The organism is Nocardiopsis sp. NPDC007018 (genome assembly GCF_040635075.1).
Classification (GTDB): Bacteria; Actinomycetota; Actinomycetes; order Streptosporangiales; family Streptosporangiaceae; genus Nocardiopsis.
Window position 1 is genome coordinate 1 of record NZ_JBEYHA010000004.1, and the last position, 21,518, is coordinate 21,518.

The 21,518-nt window shown below is 73.3% G+C and carries 19 protein-coding genes; 17 read left to right on the forward strand and 2 right to left on the reverse strand.

Annotated features, from left to right (window positions below):
• Positions 1 to 91: 91 nt before the first annotated feature.
• From rimM to ABZ635_RS02980, 17 genes are all read left to right on the forward strand, one after another.
• Complete coding sequence (rimM, locus tag ABZ635_RS02900) at positions 92 to 613, forward strand: ribosome maturation factor RimM (protein WP_357757928.1); 522 nt, start codon at positions 92 to 94, stop codon at positions 611 to 613.
• An 11-nt stretch (positions 614 to 624) separates the two neighbouring features.
• Complete coding sequence (trmD, locus tag ABZ635_RS02905) at positions 625 to 1,440, forward strand: tRNA (guanosine(37)-N1)-methyltransferase TrmD (RefSeq protein ID WP_357757930.1); 816 nt, start codon at positions 625 to 627, stop codon at positions 1,438 to 1,440.
• 175 nt (positions 1,441 to 1,615) lie between these two features.
• Entirely contained in the window at positions 1,616 to 1,975 is a 360-nt protein-coding gene (rplS, locus tag ABZ635_RS02910; protein WP_357757933.1) for a 50S ribosomal protein L19, read from the forward strand.
• 62 nt (positions 1,976 to 2,037) lie between these two features.
• Positions 2,038 to 2,913: a signal peptidase I gene (lepB, locus tag ABZ635_RS02915; RefSeq protein WP_357757936.1), complete on the forward strand. Its 876-nt coding sequence runs from the start codon at positions 2,038 to 2,040 to the stop codon at positions 2,911 to 2,913.
• A gap of 262 nt (positions 2,914 to 3,175) precedes the next feature.
• Positions 3,176 to 3,508 (forward strand): DUF2469 domain-containing protein, encoded by a 333-nt coding sequence (locus tag ABZ635_RS02920; RefSeq protein ID WP_357757939.1) that lies wholly within the window; start codon positions 3,176 to 3,178, stop codon positions 3,506 to 3,508.
• A gap of 125 nt (positions 3,509 to 3,633) precedes the next feature.
• Positions 3,634 to 4,005 (forward strand): YraN family protein, encoded by a 372-nt coding sequence (locus ABZ635_RS02925; RefSeq protein WP_357757942.1) that lies wholly within the window; start codon positions 3,634 to 3,636, stop codon positions 4,003 to 4,005.
• Positions 4,005 to 5,525 carry a YifB family Mg chelatase-like AAA ATPase gene (locus ABZ635_RS02930; RefSeq protein ID WP_357757943.1) on the forward strand — a complete coding sequence of 507 codons (1,521 nt, stop codon included), beginning with the start codon at positions 4,005 to 4,007 and terminating at the stop codon, positions 5,523 to 5,525. The genes ABZ635_RS02925 and ABZ635_RS02930 overlap by 1 nt, the downstream gene beginning before the upstream one ends.
• Positions 5,519 to 6,667 (forward strand): DNA-processing protein DprA, encoded by a 1,149-nt coding sequence (gene dprA / locus ABZ635_RS02935; RefSeq protein ID WP_357757945.1) that lies wholly within the window; start codon positions 5,519 to 5,521, stop codon positions 6,665 to 6,667. Before ABZ635_RS02930 ends, dprA begins: the two co-directional genes overlap by 7 nt.
• Positions 6,668 to 6,821: 154 nt before the next feature.
• On the forward strand, positions 6,822 to 7,037 hold the full coding sequence (locus tag ABZ635_RS02940; RefSeq protein ID WP_357757947.1) for a hypothetical protein: 216 nt from the start codon (positions 6,822 to 6,824) through the stop codon (positions 7,035 to 7,037).
• Positions 7,038 to 7,349: 312 nt separating this feature from the next.
• Positions 7,350 to 7,568: a hypothetical protein gene (locus ABZ635_RS02945; protein WP_017545978.1), complete on the forward strand. Its 219-nt coding sequence runs from the start codon at positions 7,350 to 7,352 to the stop codon at positions 7,566 to 7,568.
• A gap of 79 nt (positions 7,569 to 7,647) precedes the next feature.
• The gene (locus ABZ635_RS02950; protein WP_357757951.1) at positions 7,648 to 9,456 is read left to right on the forward strand and encodes an NAD(P)-dependent oxidoreductase; all 1,809 of its coding nucleotides are present in this window, start codon (positions 7,648 to 7,650) and stop codon (positions 9,454 to 9,456) included.
• On the forward strand, positions 9,453 to 11,330 hold the full coding sequence (locus ABZ635_RS02955) for a TOMM precursor leader peptide-binding protein (protein ID WP_357757953.1): 1,878 nt from the start codon (positions 9,453 to 9,455) through the stop codon (positions 11,328 to 11,330). Before ABZ635_RS02950 ends, ABZ635_RS02955 begins: the two co-directional genes overlap by 4 nt.
• Positions 11,327 to 12,967, forward strand: a complete 1,641-nt coding sequence (locus tag ABZ635_RS02960) for a SagB family peptide dehydrogenase (RefSeq protein WP_357757956.1) — start codon at positions 11,327 to 11,329, stop codon at positions 12,965 to 12,967. Before ABZ635_RS02955 ends, ABZ635_RS02960 begins: the two co-directional genes overlap by 4 nt.
• Positions 12,964 to 15,444, forward strand: coding sequence for a lantibiotic dehydratase (locus ABZ635_RS02965; RefSeq protein ID WP_357757959.1), 2,481 nt, complete (start codon positions 12,964 to 12,966; stop codon positions 15,442 to 15,444). Before ABZ635_RS02960 ends, ABZ635_RS02965 begins: the two co-directional genes overlap by 4 nt.
• Positions 15,441 to 16,364: a lantibiotic dehydratase C-terminal domain-containing protein gene (locus ABZ635_RS02970; RefSeq protein WP_357757962.1), complete on the forward strand. Its 924-nt coding sequence runs from the start codon at positions 15,441 to 15,443 to the stop codon at positions 16,362 to 16,364. The genes ABZ635_RS02965 and ABZ635_RS02970 overlap by 4 nt, the downstream gene beginning before the upstream one ends.
• Complete coding sequence (locus ABZ635_RS02975; RefSeq protein ID WP_357757965.1) at positions 16,361 to 17,461, forward strand: thiopeptide maturation pyridine synthase; 1,101 nt, start codon at positions 16,361 to 16,363, stop codon at positions 17,459 to 17,461. The genes ABZ635_RS02970 and ABZ635_RS02975 overlap by 4 nt, the downstream gene beginning before the upstream one ends.
• Positions 17,458 to 18,816, forward strand: coding sequence for a SagB/ThcOx family dehydrogenase (locus ABZ635_RS02980; protein WP_357757968.1), 1,359 nt, complete (start codon positions 17,458 to 17,460; stop codon positions 18,814 to 18,816). Before ABZ635_RS02975 ends, ABZ635_RS02980 begins: the two co-directional genes overlap by 4 nt.
• A 127-nt stretch (positions 18,817 to 18,943) precedes the next feature.
• On the opposite strand, the gene ABZ635_RS02985 is transcribed toward ABZ635_RS02980, so the two are convergent.
• A complete protein-coding gene (locus ABZ635_RS02985; RefSeq protein ID WP_357757971.1) occupies positions 18,944 to 20,113 on the reverse strand; it encodes an iron-containing alcohol dehydrogenase in 1,170 nt (389 codons plus the stop codon).
• Positions 20,110 to 21,450 carry an aminotransferase class III-fold pyridoxal phosphate-dependent enzyme gene (locus tag ABZ635_RS02990; RefSeq protein ID WP_357757974.1) on the reverse strand — a complete coding sequence of 447 codons (1,341 nt, stop codon included), beginning with the start codon at positions 21,448 to 21,450 and terminating at the stop codon, positions 20,110 to 20,112. Before ABZ635_RS02990 ends, ABZ635_RS02985 begins: the two co-directional genes overlap by 4 nt.
• Between the last annotated feature and the right edge of the window lie 68 nt (positions 21,451 to 21,518).

Sequence of the window (21,518 nt, forward strand, 5' to 3'; positions counted from 1 at the left end):
CCGGGGACCGTGTGAACGGCCCCGGGCACGGCCATCCCCGGGGCGGTTCCCCGCGCGGGGACCGAAGAACGACCGAAGGAAAGCACTGCTCATGCGACTCGTGGTGGGCCGGATCGGCCGCGCGCACGGTATCCGCGGCGACGTCGCCGTCGACGTGCGCACCGACGACCCCGAAGCCCGGTTCCGGGTCGGCTCCGTCCTCCAGACGGACCCGACCGCGACCGGCCCGCTGAAGGTGGCCGCCACGCGCCGCCACAGCGGCAGGCTGCTCGTGCGCTTCGAGGGCACCGCCGACCGCGACGCCGCCGAGACGCTGCGCGGCACGCTCCTCATGGTGGACTCCGAGGACATCGCCCCCCTGGACGACCCCGACGAGTTCCACGACCACGAACTGATCGGCCTCACCGCCGTCACCACCGAGGGCGTGACCGTGGGCGAGGTCGGGGACGTCCTCCACCACGCGCAGGACGTGCTGGTCATCACCGCCGAGACCGGCGGACACGAGATCCTGGTCCCGTTCGTCGCGCCCCTCGTTCCGGAGGTCGACGTCGCGGGCGGCCGTATCGTGCTCGATCCGCCGCCCGGCCTGCTCGACCTCCAGAACACCGACTGAACGAGTACGCAGTGCGCATCGACATCATCAGCATCTTCCCCGACTACTTCGCCCCCCTGGACCTGTCGCTGATCGGCAAGGCGCGTGAGGCGGGCCTGCTTGACGTACGCGTCCACGACCTGCGCGACTGGACCCACGACCGGCACAACACCGTCGACGACACCCCCTACGGCGGTGGCCCCGGCATGGTCATGAAGCCGGAGCCGTGGGGCGAGGCGCTCGACGCGGTCGTGGCGGAGCGGCCCGCCCGGTTGGTGCTGCCGACCCCGAGCGGACGTCCCTTCACCCAGGCCGACGCCGAACGCCTCGCGGGCGAGGAGCACCTGGTCTTCGGGTGCGGACGCTACGAGGGGATCGACTCCCGGGTCGCCGTCGACGCGGCGCGGCGGATGCCGGTCGAGGAGATCAGCATCGGCGACTACGTCCTCAACGGCGGCGAATCGGCCACGCTGGTGATGGTGGAGGCCATCACCCGTCTGCTCCCCGGGGTGCTCGGCAACCGCGAGTCCCACGTCCAGGACTCCTTCGCCTCCGGTGGTATGGAGCACCTGGTGGAGGGGCCGGTGTACACCAAGCCCGGAACCTGGCGGGACCAGGAGGTGCCCCCGGTCCTGTTGTCGGGCAACCACGGTGCCGTCGACCGCTGGCGCCGCGACCAGGCACTGCGCAAGACCGCCAGGAACCGGCCCGACCTGATCGCCGCCACCCCCGACGACGGCTTCGACCGGCGGGACCGGGAGGTCCTGGACGAGGTCCGGGGTCCGTCCGGGGGCGCCGAAGGTGGCGAACGACCGGTTCGGGACGGCCGGGATCATGTGGCAAACTAGGTGAGTTCCCCCCTGGTGATCCCCAGGCATCCGCATGCCGGCGGTACGACGTCGGCCTCTGTGTCGGTCACCGGGTGGTTCGACTGTTCAGACCCAACAGGGCCTCGCCCGCGCACCCCCTCTCCGGAACAGCCGGAGGGCAGGACGCGGCGCGCTATTGATGAGGATTCGCGAGATGCACACCGCCATTCAGGAGCTTGAGAAGGCTCAGCTTCGCACCGACGTTCCGGAGTTCCGCCCCGGTGACACCCTCAACGTGCACGTCCGCGTGACCGAGGGCAACCGCACCCGTGTCCAGGTCTTCAAGGGTGTCGTCATCCGCCGTCAGGGCTCGGGCAACCGCGAGACCTTCACCATCCGCAAGGTGAGCTACGGCGTGGGCGTGGAGCGTACGTTCCCCATCCACACCCCGGCCGTCGAGAAGTACGAGGTCGTCGCCCGCGGTCGCGTGCGTCGCGCCAAGCTGTACTACCTGCGCGACCTGCGCGGCAAGGCCGCCCGCATCCGCGAGCGCCGCGAGCCCGTCACCAAGTAGGTCCTGGCTGATCGGGCCGGAACCACGCCGCCCCAGCGGGCGGCAGGATAGGCTTTCGGCCGATGAGCAAAGACGAGAGGGACCTCGGCTCGGACGCGGTCCCGGACGAGGATTCCGCCCGGCCCGGCCCGGAGGAGCGCAGCTCCGCCACTGGCTCCCAGACGCATGAGCGCCTGGGGGCCAGTGGTGTATCCGACGCCGATGGCCAGGGGCCGGAGGAGAGAGCTGACGCCGACATGAGCCAGTCCCAGAGCAGTGCCAAGAAGGGGTCGTTCTGGAAGGAACTGCCCATCCTGATCGTGATCGCCCTCGTGCTGGCGTTCGTGATCAGGACCTGGGTGATGCAGGCGTTCTACATCCCCTCGTCGTCGATGGAGAACACCCTCCTCGTGGGTGACCGGGTCCTGGTCAACAAGGTCGTCTACCAGGTGCGCGACATCGAGCGCGGTGAGGTCATCGTGTTCAACGGCGACGGGTCGTGGGACGATCCCACCGTCGTCCAGCCCCCCGAGTCCACCAACCCGGTCAGCCGCGGCTTCACCTGGGTCCAGCAGCAGCTCGGCGCCGCCCCCACGGGCAAGGAGTACATCAAGCGGGTCATCGGCCTGCCCGGTGACACCGTGGAGTGCTGCGACGAGCAGAACCGCGTACTGGTCAACGGCGTCCCCCTGGAGGAGGGCGCGTACCTGTACCCGGGCAGCGTGGAGAGCCACACCGAGTTCGGTCCCATCGAGGTGCCGGAGGGGTACCTGTGGCTGATGGGCGATCACCGGGCCATCTCCTACGACTCCCGGATGAACCAGAACAACCCCGGTGGCGGTGCCGTTCCGATCGACCACGTCGTGGGCCGGGCCTTCGTCATCATCTGGCCCTTCGGCCAGGCCGGTTCCCTGGGCGTGCCGGAGGGCTTCGAGCGGCTGGACGGGTCCGACGGCTGAACCGGCGGACCGGGCGGTCCCGGGAGGCCCCCGGGCGCGGCGACGGGGCGCGCCGGTTCCGGCCGGGGTGACCGATCCGTCGAAGGAATTCCGCCCGACGGGGTACAGAAGTCCGTTCCGTGACGCATGATGGAACTCGGATCGTATCGGCGTCCCCCGATCGCGCGGTGCCTCCTCCGGCGGGAACGAGCCGACGGGGGTGTCCGTGTCAGGAGGACCGGCACATCGTGACCGGAGAGTGCTGACGAAAGCGAGCGCGCACATGAGTTCTGAGGACCTGGAGAAGTACGAGGCCGAGATGGAGCTCCAGCTCTATCGCGAGTACCGCGACGTCGTCGGCCTGTTCGGCTACGTGGTGGAGACCGAGCGCCGTTTCTACCTCACCAACCACGTCGACCTCCAGCCCCGCTCGACCGAGAACGGGGAGATGTACTTCGAGGTCGTGATGGAGGACGCCTGGGTCTGGGACATGTACCGCCCGGCCCGGTTCGTGCGCAACGTGCGCGTGGTGACGTTCAAGGACGTGAACGTCGAGGAGATCACCAAGTCCGACCTGGAGATGCCCCCGACGGACGGCGGCAGGGCCGCCGAGTAGCCCGGGCGGCGCCCGCCGCCGCTCCCCGCCTCCCCTCCACCCGTGGACCGGTTGTCCACAGGCGGCGCCGACCCCTGGCGCGCCCGCCCCCGATCACGCACCGTGGTGGGGGGAGGTGGTCGCCGGTGGATCGGTGGGCCGAGTACCGAAGGAACCTGGGACGCCGCGGCGAGGACCTCGCCGCGGTCTACCTCGAACGCGCCGGGATGCGGGTGGTGGCCCGCAACTGGCGGGCCCCGGGCGGTGCCGGGGAGATCGACATCGTGGCCCGTGACGGGCCCTTCCTGGTGATCGCCGAGGTCAAGACACGGGGGTCGCTGCGCCACGGTCACCCGGTGGAGGCCATCACCGCGGACAAACGGCGCCGACTGCGCGCGCTGGGGCGATCCTGGGCGCGGCTGCACCGGTGTCCGGGGCGGCCGCTGCGGGTGGACGGCGTGTGCCTGCTGGTCCGCAGCGGCCGGGTGTTCGTCTCCCACGAACGGGGGATGGGCTGATGTCACTAGCCCTCACCCACTGCGTCACCCTGCTCGGGGTCCAGGGACACATCGTCGAGGTGGAGGTGCACCTGGGTGGCGGTGAACCCGGGGTCACCCTGGTGGGGTTGCCCGACGCCGCCCTGCGGGAGGCCCGCGACCGTATCCGCGCGGCCGTGGCCAACAGCTCCGAGGCGTGGCCCAGCGGCCAGATCATCATCAGCCTCTCCCCGGCCAGCCTGCCCAAGTCCGGGAGCCTCTTCGACCTCGCGATCGCCGGTGCGGTGCTGGCCGCTGCGGGGGAGGTCCCGCCGGAGCGGCTGTCCGGGACCGTGCTCATCGCCGAACTCGGCCTGGATGGCCGGGCCCGCCCGGTACGCGGGGTGCTGCCCGCGCTGGTGGCCGCCGCCGACCAGGGGTTCACCAGGTTCGTGGTGGCAGCCGGGAACCTGGCCGAGGCGCGTCTGGTGCCCGACGTGGAGGTCACGGCCGTGGCCGACCTCGCGGAGCTGTGCGGGTGGCTGCGCGGGGAGGGCGAACCGGAGCCCCCGACGGAGGAGACCGCCGAACCGGAGCCCGTCGGCGAGGGCGGTCCCGACCTCGCCGACGTCCTGGGACAGCCGGTGGCCCGGCGGGCGGTGGAGATCGCGGCCGCGGGCGGGCACAACCTCATGATGTTGGGCAGTCCCGGAACAGGGAAGAGCCTCCTCGCCGAACGCCTGCCCACGGTCCTGCCCCGGCTCTCCGCCGCCGAGGCGCTGGAGGCCACCGCCATCCACTCGGTGGCCGGGCTGCTCCCGCCGGGCGCGCCCCTGGTCACCGTGCCGCCCTTCGCCGCACCGCACCACACCTCCAGTCGCGCGTCGATCATCGGCGGCGGACACGGCAACCCGCAGCCGGGCTGGGTGTCCAAGGCCCACCACGGCATCCTGTTCGTGGACGAGGCCCCGCAGTTCGGCCGGGGCGTGCTGGACTCGCTGCGCGAACCCCTGGAACGCGGGGAGGTGGTGATCGCCCGCTCCGCCTCGACGGTGGCCTTCCCGGCCCGCTTCCAACTGGTGCTGGCGGCCAACCCGTGCCCCTGTGCCAAACCGGGCAGCCTGTGCACCTGCCCGTCCGGTGAGAGGCGGCGCTACTTCTCCCGACTCTCAGGGCCGTTGCTGGACCGGGTCGACCTCAAGGTGGAGCTCCAGCCGGTGACACGGTCCGAGCTACTGGCCGACCGGGCCTTCGCGGAGTCCTCGGCGACCGTGGCGGAGCGGGTGGCACGGGCCCGGAACCGGGCACGGGAGCGGTTGGAGCACACCCCGTGGAGCACCAACGCGGCCATCCCCGGGGCGCGCCTGCGCCGCGACTTCCCGGTGGAGCCGGGGGCCCTGAGGGTGCTGGGCCGGGCCATGGACGCGGGGCAGATCAGTGCCCGGGGCGTGGACCGCGCCCTCCGGGTGGCCTGGACCCTGGCCGACCTCGCGGGCCGGGAGCGCCCCACCGAGGAGGAGACCGCCTACGCGTACGCGCTGTGGGCCGGAAGGGCGTGGTGAGCGTGACCGACGAGGCGCACGCGCGCGTGGGGCTCACCGCGGTGGCACCCCCCAGCCACCGCTGGCTGGGTCCCCTGGTGAACGCCCACGGGGCGGCCGGGGTGTGGGCGGCCCTGGTGTCCGGTGCGCCGCCCCCGGTGGAACCCCCGCCCTCCGACCAGGTGGCGCGGGCCTGGCGGCGGTGGTCGGAGCGGGCCCGTGGGGTGGACCCGGACCGCCTGCTGGAGGCCTCCGCGGAGGCCGGGGTGCGGTTCGTGGCTCCGGGCGATCCGGAGTGGCCGGGGCGGCTCGACGAGCTGCCGGTCTGCTACGGGCTGTGGGTGCGGGGCATGGGCGACCTGCGCAACCTGTGTCTGAGGTCGGTGTCGGTGGTGGGTGCGCGGGCCGCGACCGCCTACGGGCTCCACGTGGCGGCCGGGCTCTCCCACGAGCTGGCCGACCGCTCCTTCGCCGTGGTCTCCGGGGGTGCCTACGGCGTGGACGGAGCGGCGCACCGGGCCGCCCTCGCCGCGGGGAGCACCGTCGTGGTGCTGGCCTGCGGTCTGGACGCGGACTACCCGCGCGGGCACGCGGGGCTGTTCGCGGACGTGGCCCGCAACGGGGTCCTGGTCAGCGAGTGGCCGGTGGGCCGGACCCCGCGTACCCCCGACTTCCTGGTGCGCAACCGGCTGATCGCCGCGCTCACCCCCGGCACGGTGGTGGTCGAGGCGGGAGCCCGCAGCGGCGCGTTGAACACCGCCGCCCACGCCACCGACCTGAACCGGGTGCTGATGGCCGTACCGGGCCCGGTGACCTCCGCGCTGTCGGTGGGATGCCACCGGCTGCTGCGGGAGGGTCGGGCCAGCTGTGTGACGCGCGCGGACGACGTGGAGGAGCTGATCGTGCCCCTGGGGGAGGCCGTTCCGAGGGAGGCGGGCCCGCTGGTGGTCGAGGCCGAGCTCGACCGGGGGACCGCACGGGTGCTCGCGGCCGTCACCCGCAAGGGGGCGGGTACCGCGGTGGTGGCCTCGCGCGGCTCCGGGGACCTGGAGCACACGATTCGTTCTCTGGGGCTGCTCGCGGCGGCCGGGCTGGTGGAGCGGTGTGAGGCGGGGTGGCGCCTGCCCGACCGCCGACGGTCCCGACCGAGGGGTGAGGGGTGAGAGCCACGGAGGAGGATCGTACGCCCGTCATCGCCGAGTCGGAGTCGGGCCGGTAAAACGCCGTGTAGTCGAGGTGTAACTGCCTTCGTCCACAGTGGTATCCGTCGATGATTCGACGCGTTGTCCGCCTTTGGACGAAGAAAGGAGAGAACACATGTCTATCGATTCTGGTCACCTCTCGGCAAGTCTCGGAGACCTTCCGGTCGAGGAATTCAGTTCCAGCGGCGAGGGCGTGGTCGGCTTCGGCTCCAACCAGCCCGGTGGTATCGAGTCGCTCGGTTCCACGCTGGCCATGATGGAGATCGGCGCCTCCGGTGGTGGCGAGTGCTGCAGCTGCTGCAGCTGCTGCCCGTGCTGCTGCTGCAGCTGATCGGTTGACCTGGGAGGTCGCCCCCCGGTCCTCTGCGGGGCGGTGACCTGCTCGACGGTCTGGATGTGCGGCTGGCGGGCCGGTCGCGTCACGGTACGCGGTCGGCCCGTCGGCGTCGTCTCGGTAACCGGGACCGCCGTCCCCTCGCCTTCCCGGTGGAACGCGGTCCCCATTTCTCGGGGCGGACCCGGACGCGCTCGTATTCGGATGCAAACCCGCTGTAGGTGCGGTGTAAGCAGTGGCCGCGATGATGGTGCAGCGCCGACGCACAAGGGTTTCGGCGCTCCGTCGAATAACAGGGAGGAGGTTCCCATGTCGATGAAGGCTGACCAGATTTCCGCTGGTCTCGGAGACCTTCCGGTCGAGGAATTCAGCACCAGCAGTGAGGGTGTGCTCGGCTTCGGTTCGGACCAGCCCGGTGGTATCGAGTCGCTCGGTTCCACGCTGGCCATGATGGAGATCGGCGCGTCTGGTAGCGGCGGCGGTTGCTGCAGCTGCTGTAGCTGCTGCCCGTGCTGCTGCTGCAGCTGATCCGGTGGGGCGGGCCCGGCGCGTACCCCCGCGCCGGGGCCGTCCCCTCGCAACAGTGAGAGAGAAGAGAAGGGCGCGGATGCGACCGAAACTCCGGCCAGATGTCTACTACGTCCCGACCGCGGACGGGGCCTTCATCATCGACAGCGCGAGATCGGTGACACTGCGTGGCGCATCCATCTATCAGTGGGTGGAACTGCTCGCACCGAGTCTGGACGGTTCCGCGCCGCTCGACGAGCTGACCTCCGGGTTGTCGCCCGCCCACCAGAAGATGGCCCGTGACCTGGTGGGGCTACTCGAACGCAACGGGTTCGTGCGCGACGTCACCGACGATCTGCCGCACTCGCTCACCGAGGACGAGCTCCACCGCTACCAGGCCGAGATCGCCTACGTCGACTTCCGCTGCGACTCCGGCCCGGCCCGCTTCCAGACCTGGCGGGGCACGCGCCTGGTCATCGTGGGCGGTGCCCCGCTCGCCGACTCCGCCGCACGCGCTGCCTGGCACCTGGGCTGCGCCCGTGTGGAGGTCGTCGACCCCTCCGACGATGCCGACGCCCGCGCCGCGCGGGCCGCGGACGTCGCGGCGCTGAGGGAGGAGGACCCCGCCCTCGAACTCGTCGAGACCCCGGCGGCCGACCTCGCCGCGAGCGTCTCCTCCGCCGACTTCGTGGTGGTGCTCACCGAGGACCCGGCGTTGGTCGACACCGTCGCGGACGCCTGCACGGCCCCGCTCCTGCCGGTGCTGGTCACACGTGACACCGCCTGGGTGGGCCCGGTTCCGGGCGGCGAGGCCGGTTGGGCCGACGCGAGGGCGCGCCTGACCGACACCGGGACGCTGCCCGCCGGACCCTCCACCTGGCTGCGCGGCCCCGCCGTGGGGGTGCCCGCCAACACCGCGCTCTTCGCGGCCTTCCGCGCCGTGACCGGCGCCTACCCCGCGCCGGTCTCCGGCGAGGTGGAGCGGATCGACCTGGAGACGCTGGAGTCCCAGACCGGGCGTGTCCTGCCGGTCGGGACGGCGGCCGACGCCGCCACCGACGACCCGGGGACCGTCGTCGACAGCGAGGCCTTCTCCCTCGCCGCCGCCGAACTCTTCGACCCGCTCACCGGCCCGCTGCTCGACATCGAGGAGCACCCGGAGCAGTTGCCGCTGCGCGTGGCCGTGGCCCGCCTGGTCAAGGGCGGCCGGACCAGCGACGTCCTCGGTGTGGCCGACGCCTTCGTGGAGGCCCGGCACGACGCCACGCTGGCGGCGCTGGGCCGACTGGCCGCCGCCCACCCGGCGAGCGGTCCGGCCCGGGACCTCCTCAGCGGGGAGACCGGTCCCGAGGTCGTCCCCGTCGGCATCGCCGACGCTCGCGTCCCCGGTATCGGAGCCGCGCTGGACCGCGAGTCCGCGCTCTCCCAGGCGGTGCTGGACTACGCCGCCGAAAGAGTCGTGTCCGTTCCCGACCGGGCTCCGCTGATCGCCCGGGACGACCTCTCCGAAGCCGTCGGAGATCAGGTGCACCGTCTGGAACTGCTCACCAAGTCCGAGATCCGCCTCTTCCAACTGGACTCCGAGCTGCCCACGGTCCTGGCCGCCACCGACGAAGGGCCGCTGGCGCGGGCCTCCGGCCGGGACCTGGAATCCGCCGCCTCGCTGGCCGTGCTCCGGGCCACGACGACCGCGCAGTGCGGCGCCGACCCGGTGACGACCCCTCCGCCACCGGAACGCGTTCCCGAACCCGACGGCGCGGCCGCCGCGTTGACCGGATCGGCGCTGACGGCCCAGGACGCGGTCAAACTGCTGGCCGCACGCGGTACGCGGCTCGGCGTCGTGGAGCTGGACGGCGAGCCCGTCCTGCGCACGGCCACGCCGCACCTGGTGAGGGTGGTGGAGCTGTGACCGAGTCGATGACCCGCACGCCCACGGTGGTCGGTACCGGCGCCCTGGCCGACGCACTGCGCGCCGTCGTCCCGCCGGAGTACACGGTGGTGGTCGGGGAGGACGGGGTGCTGCCGGAGATCCCGGCCGGGAGCGGTCCGGTGCTGCCGGTGCTCGCCCGTCGCGACCGGCTCTTCGTCGGTCCGGTGGTGCGCGAGGACCTTCCCGGATGCCCCGAGTGCCTGGAGTCGCGGCTGCTGTTGGCCCGGGAGTTCCCAGAGCCGATGGCCGAGATCGACCGCCGCGACCCGGAGCGGCTCCGGCGGTGGGCGCCGCCCGCGCTCACCCGCCTGCACGCCGAGTTCGCGGCTGAGGCCGCGGGTCGGCTGGTCGAGCTCGACCGGGACCAGGACACCGCCGAACGGCGTTCGGTCATGGTGGTGCGCCTGATCGGTCTCGGTGTACGGCGGGCCGTGCTCCTACCGGACCCGCTGTGCGCCGTGTGCGGGGCCCTGCCCGAGGACAACCCGGAGGACACCGAGGACCTGCGGCCGAGCGCCTCCCTGTCGCACAAGCCCGGGTCGATGCGGACCAAGTCCCTCGTGGACGACCAGTCGTTCCTCCCGACCTACGTGGACCGGGACGTCGGTCTCGTCCGCACCCTCTTCAAGTACGGCGGCGGCGTGTTCCCGAACATGACCGCGCCCCTGGGTCTGCGGAACTCGACCGACATCGAGCAGGGCATCGGCCGCACCCCCTCCTACCGGGAGTCGGGCACGGCCGCCGTCGCGGAGGCGGTCGAGCGCTGGGGCGGGATGAGCCCGTCCGGTCACCGCAGTGTGGTGACGGGTGCCTACCGTGACCTGCCCGAGGCTCTCGACCTGCGGCGGCTCGGGCTGCACGACGAGCACCGCTACGACGAGGAGGGTTTTCCCTGGCGGCGGTGGAGCGAGGACGCCGAGCTGGACTGGGTCTGGGGTAGGTCCCTCACCCACGACCGGCCGGTCCTCGTGCCCGAGACCTACGCCTACTACCGCACACGGCTGGTGCGCCCGGACCGCCCCCGGTTCCTGTACGAGGTGTCCAACGGCTGTGCCGTGGGCGGTTCCATGCCGGAGACGATCCTGCACGGGCTGATGGAGGTCATCGAACGCGACGCGTTCCTGATGACCTGGTACTCGCGCCGTACCCCCGCCGAGATCGACCTCGGTACCGCGAGGGGCACCACGGTGCCGCTGCTGCTGGAGCGGATCGAGCGGCTGACCGGGTACACGGCGCACGCCTGGGACACCACGACCGAGCACGGGATTCCCAGCGTGTGGGTCGGGGTCGTCGACGAGCGGGAGAGGGACGGCTACGCCCGCTTCCTCTGCGCCGCGGCCTCGCACTTCGACATGGAGGACGCGGTGGCGGCGGGGCTCTTGGAACTCGCCCCGATCATCGCCCAGCACCAGGACGAGCCCGCCGACGTACAGGACCTCGCCAGGCGCATGGTCGACGACCCGGACCTGTGTACCTCGATGCTGCACCACAGCCAGCTCAACGGCAGGCCCGAGGCACAGGACCGGCTGGCGTTCCTGTTCGGCGGCCCGAAGCGGGAGATGGCCGAGCCCGACCCGAGGCTGCACACCGACGGTCCGACGGACATGGAGGCGCTGCTCAACGACACCGTCGAGCGGCTGCGCCGACACGGTCTGGAGGTGCTGGTGGTCGACCAGACCACTCCCGAGCACCGAGCGGGCGGCCTGTTCTGCGTGAAGGTGATCGTTCCAGGGATGCTGCCGATGACCTTCGGCCACCGGTTCCGTCGCGTGCGCGGTCTCGACCGGGTGTACGCGGCGGCGGCCAAGGAGGGCTTCGACGACGTGAACCCCGACCCGCACCCGTTCCCATGACCGACACCCATCCGAGCGCGGCGGCACCCGTGACCGACGGCGGGGACGCGGCCCTGGTACGGGACTACCTGTACGACGTGCACTACCGGTGGCAGGCGATCCACGCGGAGGGGCAGGGCGGACTCGACGATCCCGCCCGCCCCCCGTTGTTCACCCGCCCCGCCGAGCCGCGGCGCAGGTTCGCGCTCCCGGCCGGACCGCGTCACCGGATCGGCCCGCTCGGCGCCGCGCTCCGGGACGGGCACCGCCGTCCCGGAGCCGGTACCGGCGCGGGCTCGGATCTGGAACGGCTGGGCGAACTGCTGTTCTACGGCTACGGGTTCTCGCGCGTGGACGTCGGTCCGCAGGTGGAGTGGCCCTGGCACCGGACGGTGGCGTCGGCGCGCTGCTTCTACCCGGTCGAACTCGCGGTGTGGTCGGACGCCGCGCCCGGCGGGGTCCACCGCTACGACGCGGCCCACCACGAGCTGTCCGAGCTGCGCGACGACGTGCGACTGGCCGACCTGGCGGCGGCGACGGCGGCCGACCTCGACGGTGCTCGCACCGTGCTGATCGTCACGGCCCGGCTGGGCAAGACCGCCTTCCGGTACCGCAACTACGCCTACCGGCTGGTCACACAGGAGGCGGGGTTGGTCCTGGGCAACCTCCAGGTCGTGGCCTCCGCCCTGGGGCTGGGCGGTCACACCCGGCTGCGGTTCCTCGACGAGGCGGTGGCCCGGCTGCTCGCGCTGCCCGACGACGACTCCGAGTCGGTGCTGGCGCTGCTGCCCCTGTGGGACGGCGCGCGCACACCGAGCGAACCGGTACACCGTGCGGCCACCCCGGTCCCGCCGAGGCGGACCGTGGTTCCGGTGGCGGGCGGAAACGGCATCGAGCCGGCGCTCAGCCACCGCACCCTCGCCGTGGAGCGGGCCTCGCGGCTGCGCGACCCGGCCGATCTGGAACCGGTGAAGGCACCCGCCGGGCGACCGCTGGCCGGGGCCGAGACGGACCCGCCCACGGCCGGGGCCGACCTGCCGCTGGCTCCGCTGCGACGCGAGAGCGGCGCCGACACCGGTACCGCCGTGGTCCGGCGCGACTCCGGCCCGGACGTCTTCCTGCCCACCGCCAAGCCGGTCGCGTTGGGGGTCGTGGCCGACCTCCTGCTCGACGCGGCGCGTCCGGCCGCCGACGACCTCTGGTACGAGACCGCGCCACCCGAGGTGGGGGTGCACCTGCTCGCGGGCGCGGTCACCGACCTGCCGCAGGGCCACTACCGGCTCGTGGACGGCGCGCTGAGGACCGTGGGCCACGGCGACCCCCGCCCGCCCTTCCAGGCCATGGACGTGTGGCGCACGGAGATCAACGCGCGGACCGCGCCCCTGATGGTGGCCCTCACCGCGGACACCGAGCGCCTGCTCGAACACCACCCGAGGCGGGCCTTTCGCGCGACCCAGCTGCTCGCCGGTGTGGTGGCGCAGCGGATCTCCCTCGCCGCTGCCGCGCACGGACTGTCGGCCCGGGTGACCAACAGCTACGACGCCGACGCCTGTGCCCGACTGCTGGGTCTCGACGGCGAACGGGAGGTTCCGGTGTTCCTTCTGGTACTGGGCGAGCCCAACGCGCCCTGGCACCTGGGGACGAGGGTGCGGCCGTGATCATCGCACGCGTGGCGGGGCTGCCCAGCGGTGGAGCACGGGTCGGCGCCCTGCCCGACACCGCTCGGCGCCTCGCGGACCTCGACGCGCTCCGACACGACCTGGACCGAGGGGGCGCGGAGCTCGCGGACCTGATCCACACCGCGGTGGGCGGCTGCGAGGACCGAGCCGTCCGCCGCGCGCTGCTGGCCTGCCGCAGGGCCGTGCACAACGGTCGGCCACCGAGAGCGCTGTCGGAGGCGGCGACGGACCGCCTGTCGGCGCCCGCCCGGGAACTCCACGGGCGTCTGGTCTCGGGCCACGAGGACCTGGACCGGGGGTGGGAGGAGGCACGCGAGGCCTACCGCGCCGAGACGGCGCAAGCCGAGCGGCGACTGGCCGGGCTCGCCCGGGACGAGGACTTCCGGCGCGCCCTGGCGATGGCCAGCGACGCCCTCTTCCCCGACGTCGAGGCCTGGTTGTCCGGACCGGCGGGCGCCCCCGAACACCTCAACACCCGCCGACGGGTGGCCAACTACGTCCTGCGCACCGCTCTGAAGACCAGCCCCTTCTCCACCCTGACCACCGCCGGTCCACTCCCCGAGGGGACGACCGGCGCGGGGGCGGGGTACACGGTCCAGGTCCCGGCACCGGACGCGCTCTCCCGTCACCTCGAACTCAACGCGGAGGTCGAGTTCCAGCTGGAGCGCCTGCTGGTGACCGCGCACGGGCCCGTGGTCCTGCGGACCAACCCGACCCTGACCGTGATCGGCGAGCGCGCCGTGGTCGCCCGCGCGGACGGGCGCTGCGTCGGCGTGCCCGCCCGCCCGTGGCTGCTCGCGCTCGCCAGCAGGGCCCGGGACGGCGCCTCCCCGGGCGAGCTCGCCGTGTTCCTGACCTCCGGGTTCGGTGCGGCGGAGGCCGAGGCCGAGGCGATGCTCGGCCAGCTGGTCGGAGCCGGACTCCTCCAGGGCGACCTCGGGATTCCCGACCAGGCCCGGAACCGCCTGACAGAGGCGGCCGCACGGCTCGGGCTCGCGCAGGACACCCCCCTCAGACGGGTCGACGAGGCGGCACGCGAGGTCGAGGCCGCCGACGCTCCGGCCGAACGGTGGCTCTCCCTGGGCCGCCTGCGCTCGACCGTGGGGGAGGCGCTGACCGGGGCCGGGGGCGATCCGTCCCTCATCCCGGGCAAATACCTCTGCTACGAGGACGTCGTGCCCGGCTGGACCACGCCGCCCCGCACCCCGGACTGGCCGGGACTCGACCGCGACCTGCACCGGGTCCGGCGCCTGGTGTCGGTCTTCGACGGGGCCCTGCCCGGCCGCCTGGCCGTCGCGGAGCTGCTCGCCCGACGCTTCGGCGCCGACGCCCGGGTGGGACTGCTCGAGGCCTGGCTGGCCTGGACCGAGTCCCGTGAGACGGGGGCGCCCGGCACGGCGCGTCTCCACCGGCTGCGTGACGACCCCTTCCACCTGGAGGACTCCGGCGTGCCGCGGGTCGAGGAACTGCGCCGGTTCCAGGCCGGACTGCTCGGGCTCCTCACCCCGCCGGGCGGAGGCTCCGCCTTCGACGCCGACACCGGCGCCCTGGACCGGCTGTTGGAGGCGGCGCCCGCCTGGCTGCCCCGCGACCACCCCACCACCCTGTTCCTCCAGCCCCTGGCGGACGGGACCGTGGCCCTCAACGCGGCCTCACCGGGGTGCGGAACCGCGGGCTCCCGGGTCCGCCGCTGGTCCGGGCCGCCCGCCACCCACGAGGACGGCGACGGCGCCCTCCTGGTGGAGGTGGCGGGGCTGTTCCGCAGCTCCCTGAACCGGGTGGCGCCGTACGCCTCGCACGAGCTGACCTGGCCGGGGTGCGTTCCCTCCCTGCCGCCGGAGCGTCGGGTGCACCCGGCCGACCTGGAGATCCGGCTGGACCCGGCGGGCCGGCCGACCCTGTGGTGGCGGCCGGCCGACCGCCCGGTCGTCCTCGTCCACAGGGGAACCATGGGCCGGTACTGGTTGCCCCCAGTGCTGCGCTTCCTGCTCGACCTGACCACCCCCATGTCAGAGGCGTGGGCGCTGGTCGGGCGGGCCAGGGCGCTGTACACCGGGCCGAAGCCGACCGAGGTGTCGGTCCTGCCGCGCCTACGGGTCGGCCGGGTGCTCATGGAACGCAGGAGCTGGATCGTGCCCCGCGCCGAACTCGACCCGGGCGGCGGCGGGGACTTCGACCGGTTCGCCCGTGTGCGCCGCAGGGTCCGGGACCTCGGGCTCCCCGAGGTCGTCTTCGCGCGGGCCGCCGACGTCGTCGACTCCGACGAGCGGGTCATGGAGAAGGCCAAGGACCGTAAGCCGCGGCCGCTGGACCTGTGCTCCTGGTGGGGGGTCGAGGAACTGGCCCGGATGTCGAAGGGACGCGACCTGCTGCTGTTGCAGGAGGCCGAGCCCGACGTCTTCGGCCCCGACCGGGTCGTGGAGTACGCCGTCGAACTACCGGGGGATCGTCCATGAGCTGGATCTCGGCCCACTGCTACTACCACCAGGACCCCGCGGTGGTGGTCGGTTCCGTCGTGGCCCCGACCGTGGAGACATGGGGCGAACGGGCACCGGACTGGTTCTACGTCCGCTACTGGACGGGTGGACCCCACGTCAGGTTCCGCCTGTGGGTGCCCGACCCCGACGACCGCGCGGCCGTGCGTGAGGAGGTCCGCAGCCGGTTCGCCGACCTCGTGGATCGCGAACCGTCACTGGCCGTCGCCGACCCGGCCGACTACCAGCGGCTCGCCGACCTGATCGGGGACTCCGGGAGCGGGGCGGGCGGCGACCTGCTCCCCGACAACACCCTCGTCTGGGAGCCCTACCGGCCCGACACGGAACTGTATGGCGGACCCGCCGCCATGCCCCACGTCGAGCGGTTCTTCACCGCGTCCAGCCGCGACGCCCTGGCCTACGTCGGCACCCCGACCGACCCGGTGGCCCGCGCCGTGTGGTGCATGACCGGCGGCCTGGCGACGGTCGGCGACGCGGACTGGGTCAACCGGTTCGTGGACCACATGGTGGGCCGCTGGATCGGCGAACGGACCGGTGCCCAGTGGCAGCGGGTCGTCGAGCGGTCCTGGCAGCGCTCCGGGGAACGGGTCCGCCAGCTCGTCCGGCACGCCCTGACCGCGTCGCCCGGCGGCGGCGAGGGGGAGTGGCTCGGCGCGTGCCGTCGGCTCCAGGAGGGGCTCGCCGACGTGGAGGCCAGGGGCCTGCTGGAGCCGTCCGAGGGCACCGCGCCCGCCGACCTCCCCCACCTCGACCGGGGGATGGCGACCCTGTCCGCCCTGCACATGCACAACAACCGTCTCGGAGTCCACATGGAACGGGAGGCACTGGTGATGGAACTGCTCAGGCTGGCCCTGGCCGACACGGTGTCGGTGGGATCGTGACGGCCGCCCGGCGACTGCGCGTCGCCTACCACGACGCCGACCCCGCACCCCTGCTCAGGGCCGGGGTCCGGCCCCTGCTCGCGGAGCTGGCCGCCCGCGACCTGCCCGCCTTCTGGGCCCGTCACTGGCGCCGGGGCCCGCACCTGCGGATCGTCGTGGACGCAGACGACGCCGACTGGGAGCGGATCGTGCGCCCGGCCGCGGCTCGCCACCTCGGAGCGGCGCTGGCCGCCCACCCGTCCACCACGGTCATCGACCCGGAACCGCTCCGGCAGGCGTACCGGCAGCTCGCCGCACGCGAACGCGAGCACGGACCACTGGAGCCGCAACAGGCGGACAACACCGTCGAGGAGGAGGAGCACGACCCCCGGCTGCACGTGCTCGGGACCCCCGACGCCGTGGCCCTGTTCGAGGGGTTCCACCAGCGGACCAGTGGCGCGGCGCTCACCATGGCGGTGGGCGAGGGCCCCTCTCTGAGCACCCACGTCGTCGACCTCATGCTGCTCATGGCCCGGGAGGTGGGCGGCTACCTCGAACGCGGGTTCGTCTCCTACCGCTCGCACGCCGAGGCGCACATCATGGGCAGCCCCGACCCCGGCGGAGTCCGCGCGCTGTTCGACGAACGATCGGCCCGACTGCGCGACCCCCTCGTACGCAGGGTGCGCGCCCACGCCGAAGGGGACGCCGGGCACCTGGACGACCTCACCGCGGCCGTGGGCCGCGAACTCGTACGCTCCGCGGACGCGGCCCGCCCCCTGCTCGCCGACGGCCGACTCGACCTCGACGGGCCCATCGCCGGCGGAGGCGGGGGAGAGGGCGGCGACGCCACCGAGGAGCAGACCCGCCACAGCGCCTTCCACCGGACCCTGCGCGGCTCCGGCGACTTCGAACGGACCCTGCGCGGGGCTCCATGGTTCCTGCGCTACCGGGTGGCTCTGAACCTCCTGTACCTGCACCTGGCGCGGATCGGCGTCCGCCCGGTGGACCGATTCCTGTACTGCCACGTCGTCGCCGACGCGGTGGAACAGGCCTGTGGGGTCGACGCCGTGGCGATGGTCGCCGCGGGCGCGACCGAACTCGTAGAAGGGCACTCATGAGCACGGCCGAGCGCACCACCGCGACCGACGCCGCCCGGGACACCGTCCTGGCGTACCTGGCCGACCGCGAACTGCCCCAGGTGTCGGGGGCCTACCAGCTGTACCCGACGCGAGCGGGGCGCCCCGGCGTCGCCGAGCACGCCCTGCCCCGCCCCGGGAGCGGACCGGACGGGCCGGTCGACCGCATCTCGCGCATGCTGGCCACCGGCAACGGGCTCGCCCGCCACCGGTTCCTGACCGTCTCCGGGGCGAGGGCCTTCCTGCCCACCGGCGCGCCCGGGTGGGGGTTCGACGAACAGCACGTGATGACCACGCTGTTGCGCCTGGTCGCCAGCGGCGGCGCCGCCTACCCCGTGGACCTGTGGCTGCTCTCCGGCGGGGAGTCGGGGCTGCCGGTCGGCGCGCACCGCTACAACCCCGTCCACCACGGTCTCACCCAGGTCACCACCGAGGACCCCCGGCCGCGCCTGGCCCGGGCGCTGGGCGGCGCGGTCTCCGACCTGACCATCGTGCTCACCACCCGGCTGGAGCGCACCACCGGCCGGTACGGGAAGTTCGCGCACCGGCTGCACCTGCTCGACACCGGCCACACCCTGGCGCAGCTGCTGATCGCCGGACGCAGCCTGGACTGGGAGTGCGCGCCCCGGCTCGCCTTCGTCGACGACGAGGTCGAGCACATCCTGGAGCTGGGCGACGAGACCGAGATCGCCTTCGCCGTGGTGACGGTCGGACCGACCCGCACGGTGATCCCGGCCAGTGACCCGGCCCCGGTCCGGGTGCCCCCGGTCCCGGACCGCTACCCGCAGGACGTCCTGTGCGCGGCCCGCCGCTCCGAACCGGGTCCGGAGCTGGAGTTCGGCGAGATCACCATGCCGCGCGACCCGGAACGGGCCATGCTGCGCCGCCGCAGCCCGGTCGGCGGGTTCGTGGCGCCCCCGCCCACCGCCGACGACCTCGCACCGGTGGCCGAGGCGGTCGACTCCGTGCTGGCGCCCCTGGGCGGTCACGGAAGGCTGGTTCCGCCCAAGGACCCGAGGGTGGCCACCCGGATCGGCGCTCCGGGCCACCGGCTCAACCTCTCGTTGGCGGGTGTCGTGGTCCCGGTCCTGGAACTCCCCGAACTGGTGCGCGCGCACGGACCCGGCGCCCTGCGGGCGGGGGCCGTGGCGATCGGGGTGTCCCTCCAGGCGGCGGCCCTGGTCGCCGCTGACCGGGGCCTGGGTACCTTCCCGCTGTGCGCCTACGACGGGCCCGGGATCGAGGCCAACCTGGAACTGCCCGGCGCCTCCACGATGTGTGTCGCGCCGATCGGTGTGGCCGCACACGTCGGGGCCTCACTGGAGGTCCCGCTGTAGGCGCCGCGGGAGGGCCCGGCTCCGGTGGTGGGGGATGCTGACGGAGCCGGGCTCACCAGAGGGGCCGTCCCCGACCGGGAGTGATCCGGTCGGGGACGGCCCCTCGTCATGACGCCGCGGGTGCCGGTCAGGCGCCCTCGAAGAGGGAACGCACCTGGTCCCGGGTCCTCGGGTCGAGCGGCACCGACCACGCCCGCCAGGTCTGCTCGGTCAACTCCTCGGCGGAGGCGTCCAGGTCCAGCTCCCCGAACGTGGTGGGGAAGCCCCAGCGTCGTAGGAGGCCCTCCAACGCGTCCGCGACCTCCGCCGGTGACGGCCCGGTCAGCCCCAGTGCCCGGCCGCCCAGTTCCGCGAGCCGGTCGGCGTGTCCGGCCAGCTTGTCGCCGTCGACCACCATCCGCGCCCAGCGGGTCAGCAGCACACCGAGCGCCGGTCCCTTGCGCAGGCCGCGCGCGGTCAGGGTGTTGGTCGGGTACCAGACCCAGAACGAGTGCAGGTGGCGGCCGATCTGGTGCAGTGTGAACGTACTGACGCTGGCGGCCAGCGCCACCGTGCCGCGCGCCTCCAGGTCGTCGCCGTCGGCGAGGGCCCGGTCGGCCGCGGGGACCACCGCCCGGATCTGACCGATCGCGACCTCGTCGGGCAGCGCCGTCGTGGGCGGGTCCGACACCATCGGGACCAGCAGCCGGGCCACCGTCTCCAGCGCGCCCTCGGCGGTCAGGGCCTGCGGAAGCGACGTGTGCAGCACCGGGTCGATCACCGCGACCCGTGGGAACAGGGACCAGTGGACCAGGAAGCGGCGGTCGGCGCCCTCCGCCAGGCTCGCCTTCGCGTTGACCTCGCTGCCGGTCGCCGCCGTGGTCGGTACCGCCACCACGGGCAGACCTCCCCGCGTCACCGGCTCCGGCATGACGAACCCGCCACCGGGCCGCCAACCGGTGAGCAGGCCCGGCAGGACCACCGCGGCGGCCGCCGCCTTGGCCAGGTCCATCACCGTGCCGCCGCCGATCGCGCACACCGAGCGCGTCCCCGCCGCGCGCAGGCGGTCGGCCAGTTCGGCCGCTTCCCGCCGGGTGGGGGTGGAGGCCGCGCGGCGCACGACCAACTCGGGGGCGAGCCGTCGCAGCACCTCCGCGACGCCCGGCACCACGGCCTCGGCGTGCTCGTCGACCACCACCGCCACCGGTCGACCCGCCCGTTCCACCTCCAGCGGAACGTCGCGCAGGCGGCCCGCGCCGAAGTCGACCCTCGTGGGGACCCACCAGTGCGGGTTGATCCCGGAGTCCGTGCCGGTCATCGCGGCCTCACCGCCTTCAGCGCCCCGGTCAGCCGGGCCGCGATCTCGTCGACGTCGTCGTCGGTGACGACGAGCGGGGGGAACAGGAGCAGGCAACGGCGGCTCAGGTGCACCAGGAGTCCGTTGCGCTGGCAGAGGTGGCTGATCATCGCCATCTCCATGGGGGAGAACGGGGCCCGGCTCACCGGGTCCCGGACCAGTTCGACGGCGAGCGCCAGGCCCTCGCCGCGCACCTCGCCGACGATGTCCAGTTCCAGCAGCGCGTCGAGATGCCCGCGCAGCCGGGACCCGGCCGAGGCCGAGCGCTTGACCAGGGCCTCCTCCTCCATCACCTCCAGCGTGGCGAGAGCGGCGGCACATGCGGCGGGGTTGCCGGACTGGGTCTCCCCGTGCGTGAGGTAGGTCCCGGCGGCCTCGTAGGCCTCGTACACCTCTGCGGGGAACAGCGTGGCGGCCAGCGGCAGGTAGCCGCTGTTGATGCCCTTGGACAGGGTGAGCACGTCGGGGCGCAGGCCGGTGTGCTCGCTGGCGAACATCAGCCCCGTGCGCCCGAACCCGGTGGCCACCTCGTCCACGATCAGGTGGGCGCCCATGCGCGCGGTGGCGGCGGCGACCTCCTCCAGGAAGCCCGGGGGCGGCATGAGTACACCGCCGGAACAGAGGATCGGCTCCACGATGACCGCCGCGACCCGTTCGCCCTCGGTGTGCTCCAGCTCCGCCAGGGCCCTCAGACAGGTCCGTTCGTCCGGGCCCAGCCCGCGTTCGGCGGCGAAGGGGTCGGGGAAGGGGAGCAGCCGGTTCCAGCGGCGGTCCGCCCCGTAGGCGTCCTGGTCGAGGTCCTCACCGGTCAGGGCCATGGCACCGATCCCGGTTCCGTGCCAGGAGTGGGAGTCGAAGGAGACCACCAGGCGGCGCTCGGGCTGCCCGATCAGGCTCCGGTACCGGCGCAGCACCTTCACGGCCGCCTCGTTGGCGGAGGAGCCGGAGGAGGAGAAGTAGACGCGGCCGAAGTCGCCGGGGGCGATCTCCAGCAGCCGCGCCGCGAGGTCGCGGGCGGTGTCGTGCCCGTAACGGAACAGCGTTCCGTAGGAGAGACGGCGCAGCTGTTCGGTGACGGCGTCCACGATCCGGGGGTGGTTCCAACCGCAGGTCACGTTCCACAGGCCGGACGTGGCGGAGAGGTAGCTGTTACCGGCCTCGTCGCGGACCCGGACACCGTCGCCCGCCACGAGGGTGGTCCCGCCCCGCTCGAACATGGACATCGAGGTCATGGGCAGCCACAGGGGGGACGGCTCCGGGGAGCGGGGTGCGGCGGGGGTCCGCCCGTCAGCGTTCATGTCGCTCTTTCCGGCAGGCTTCGGTCGACGCACGACCCAGCATGAGTGAGGGCACTTACACCTCGATT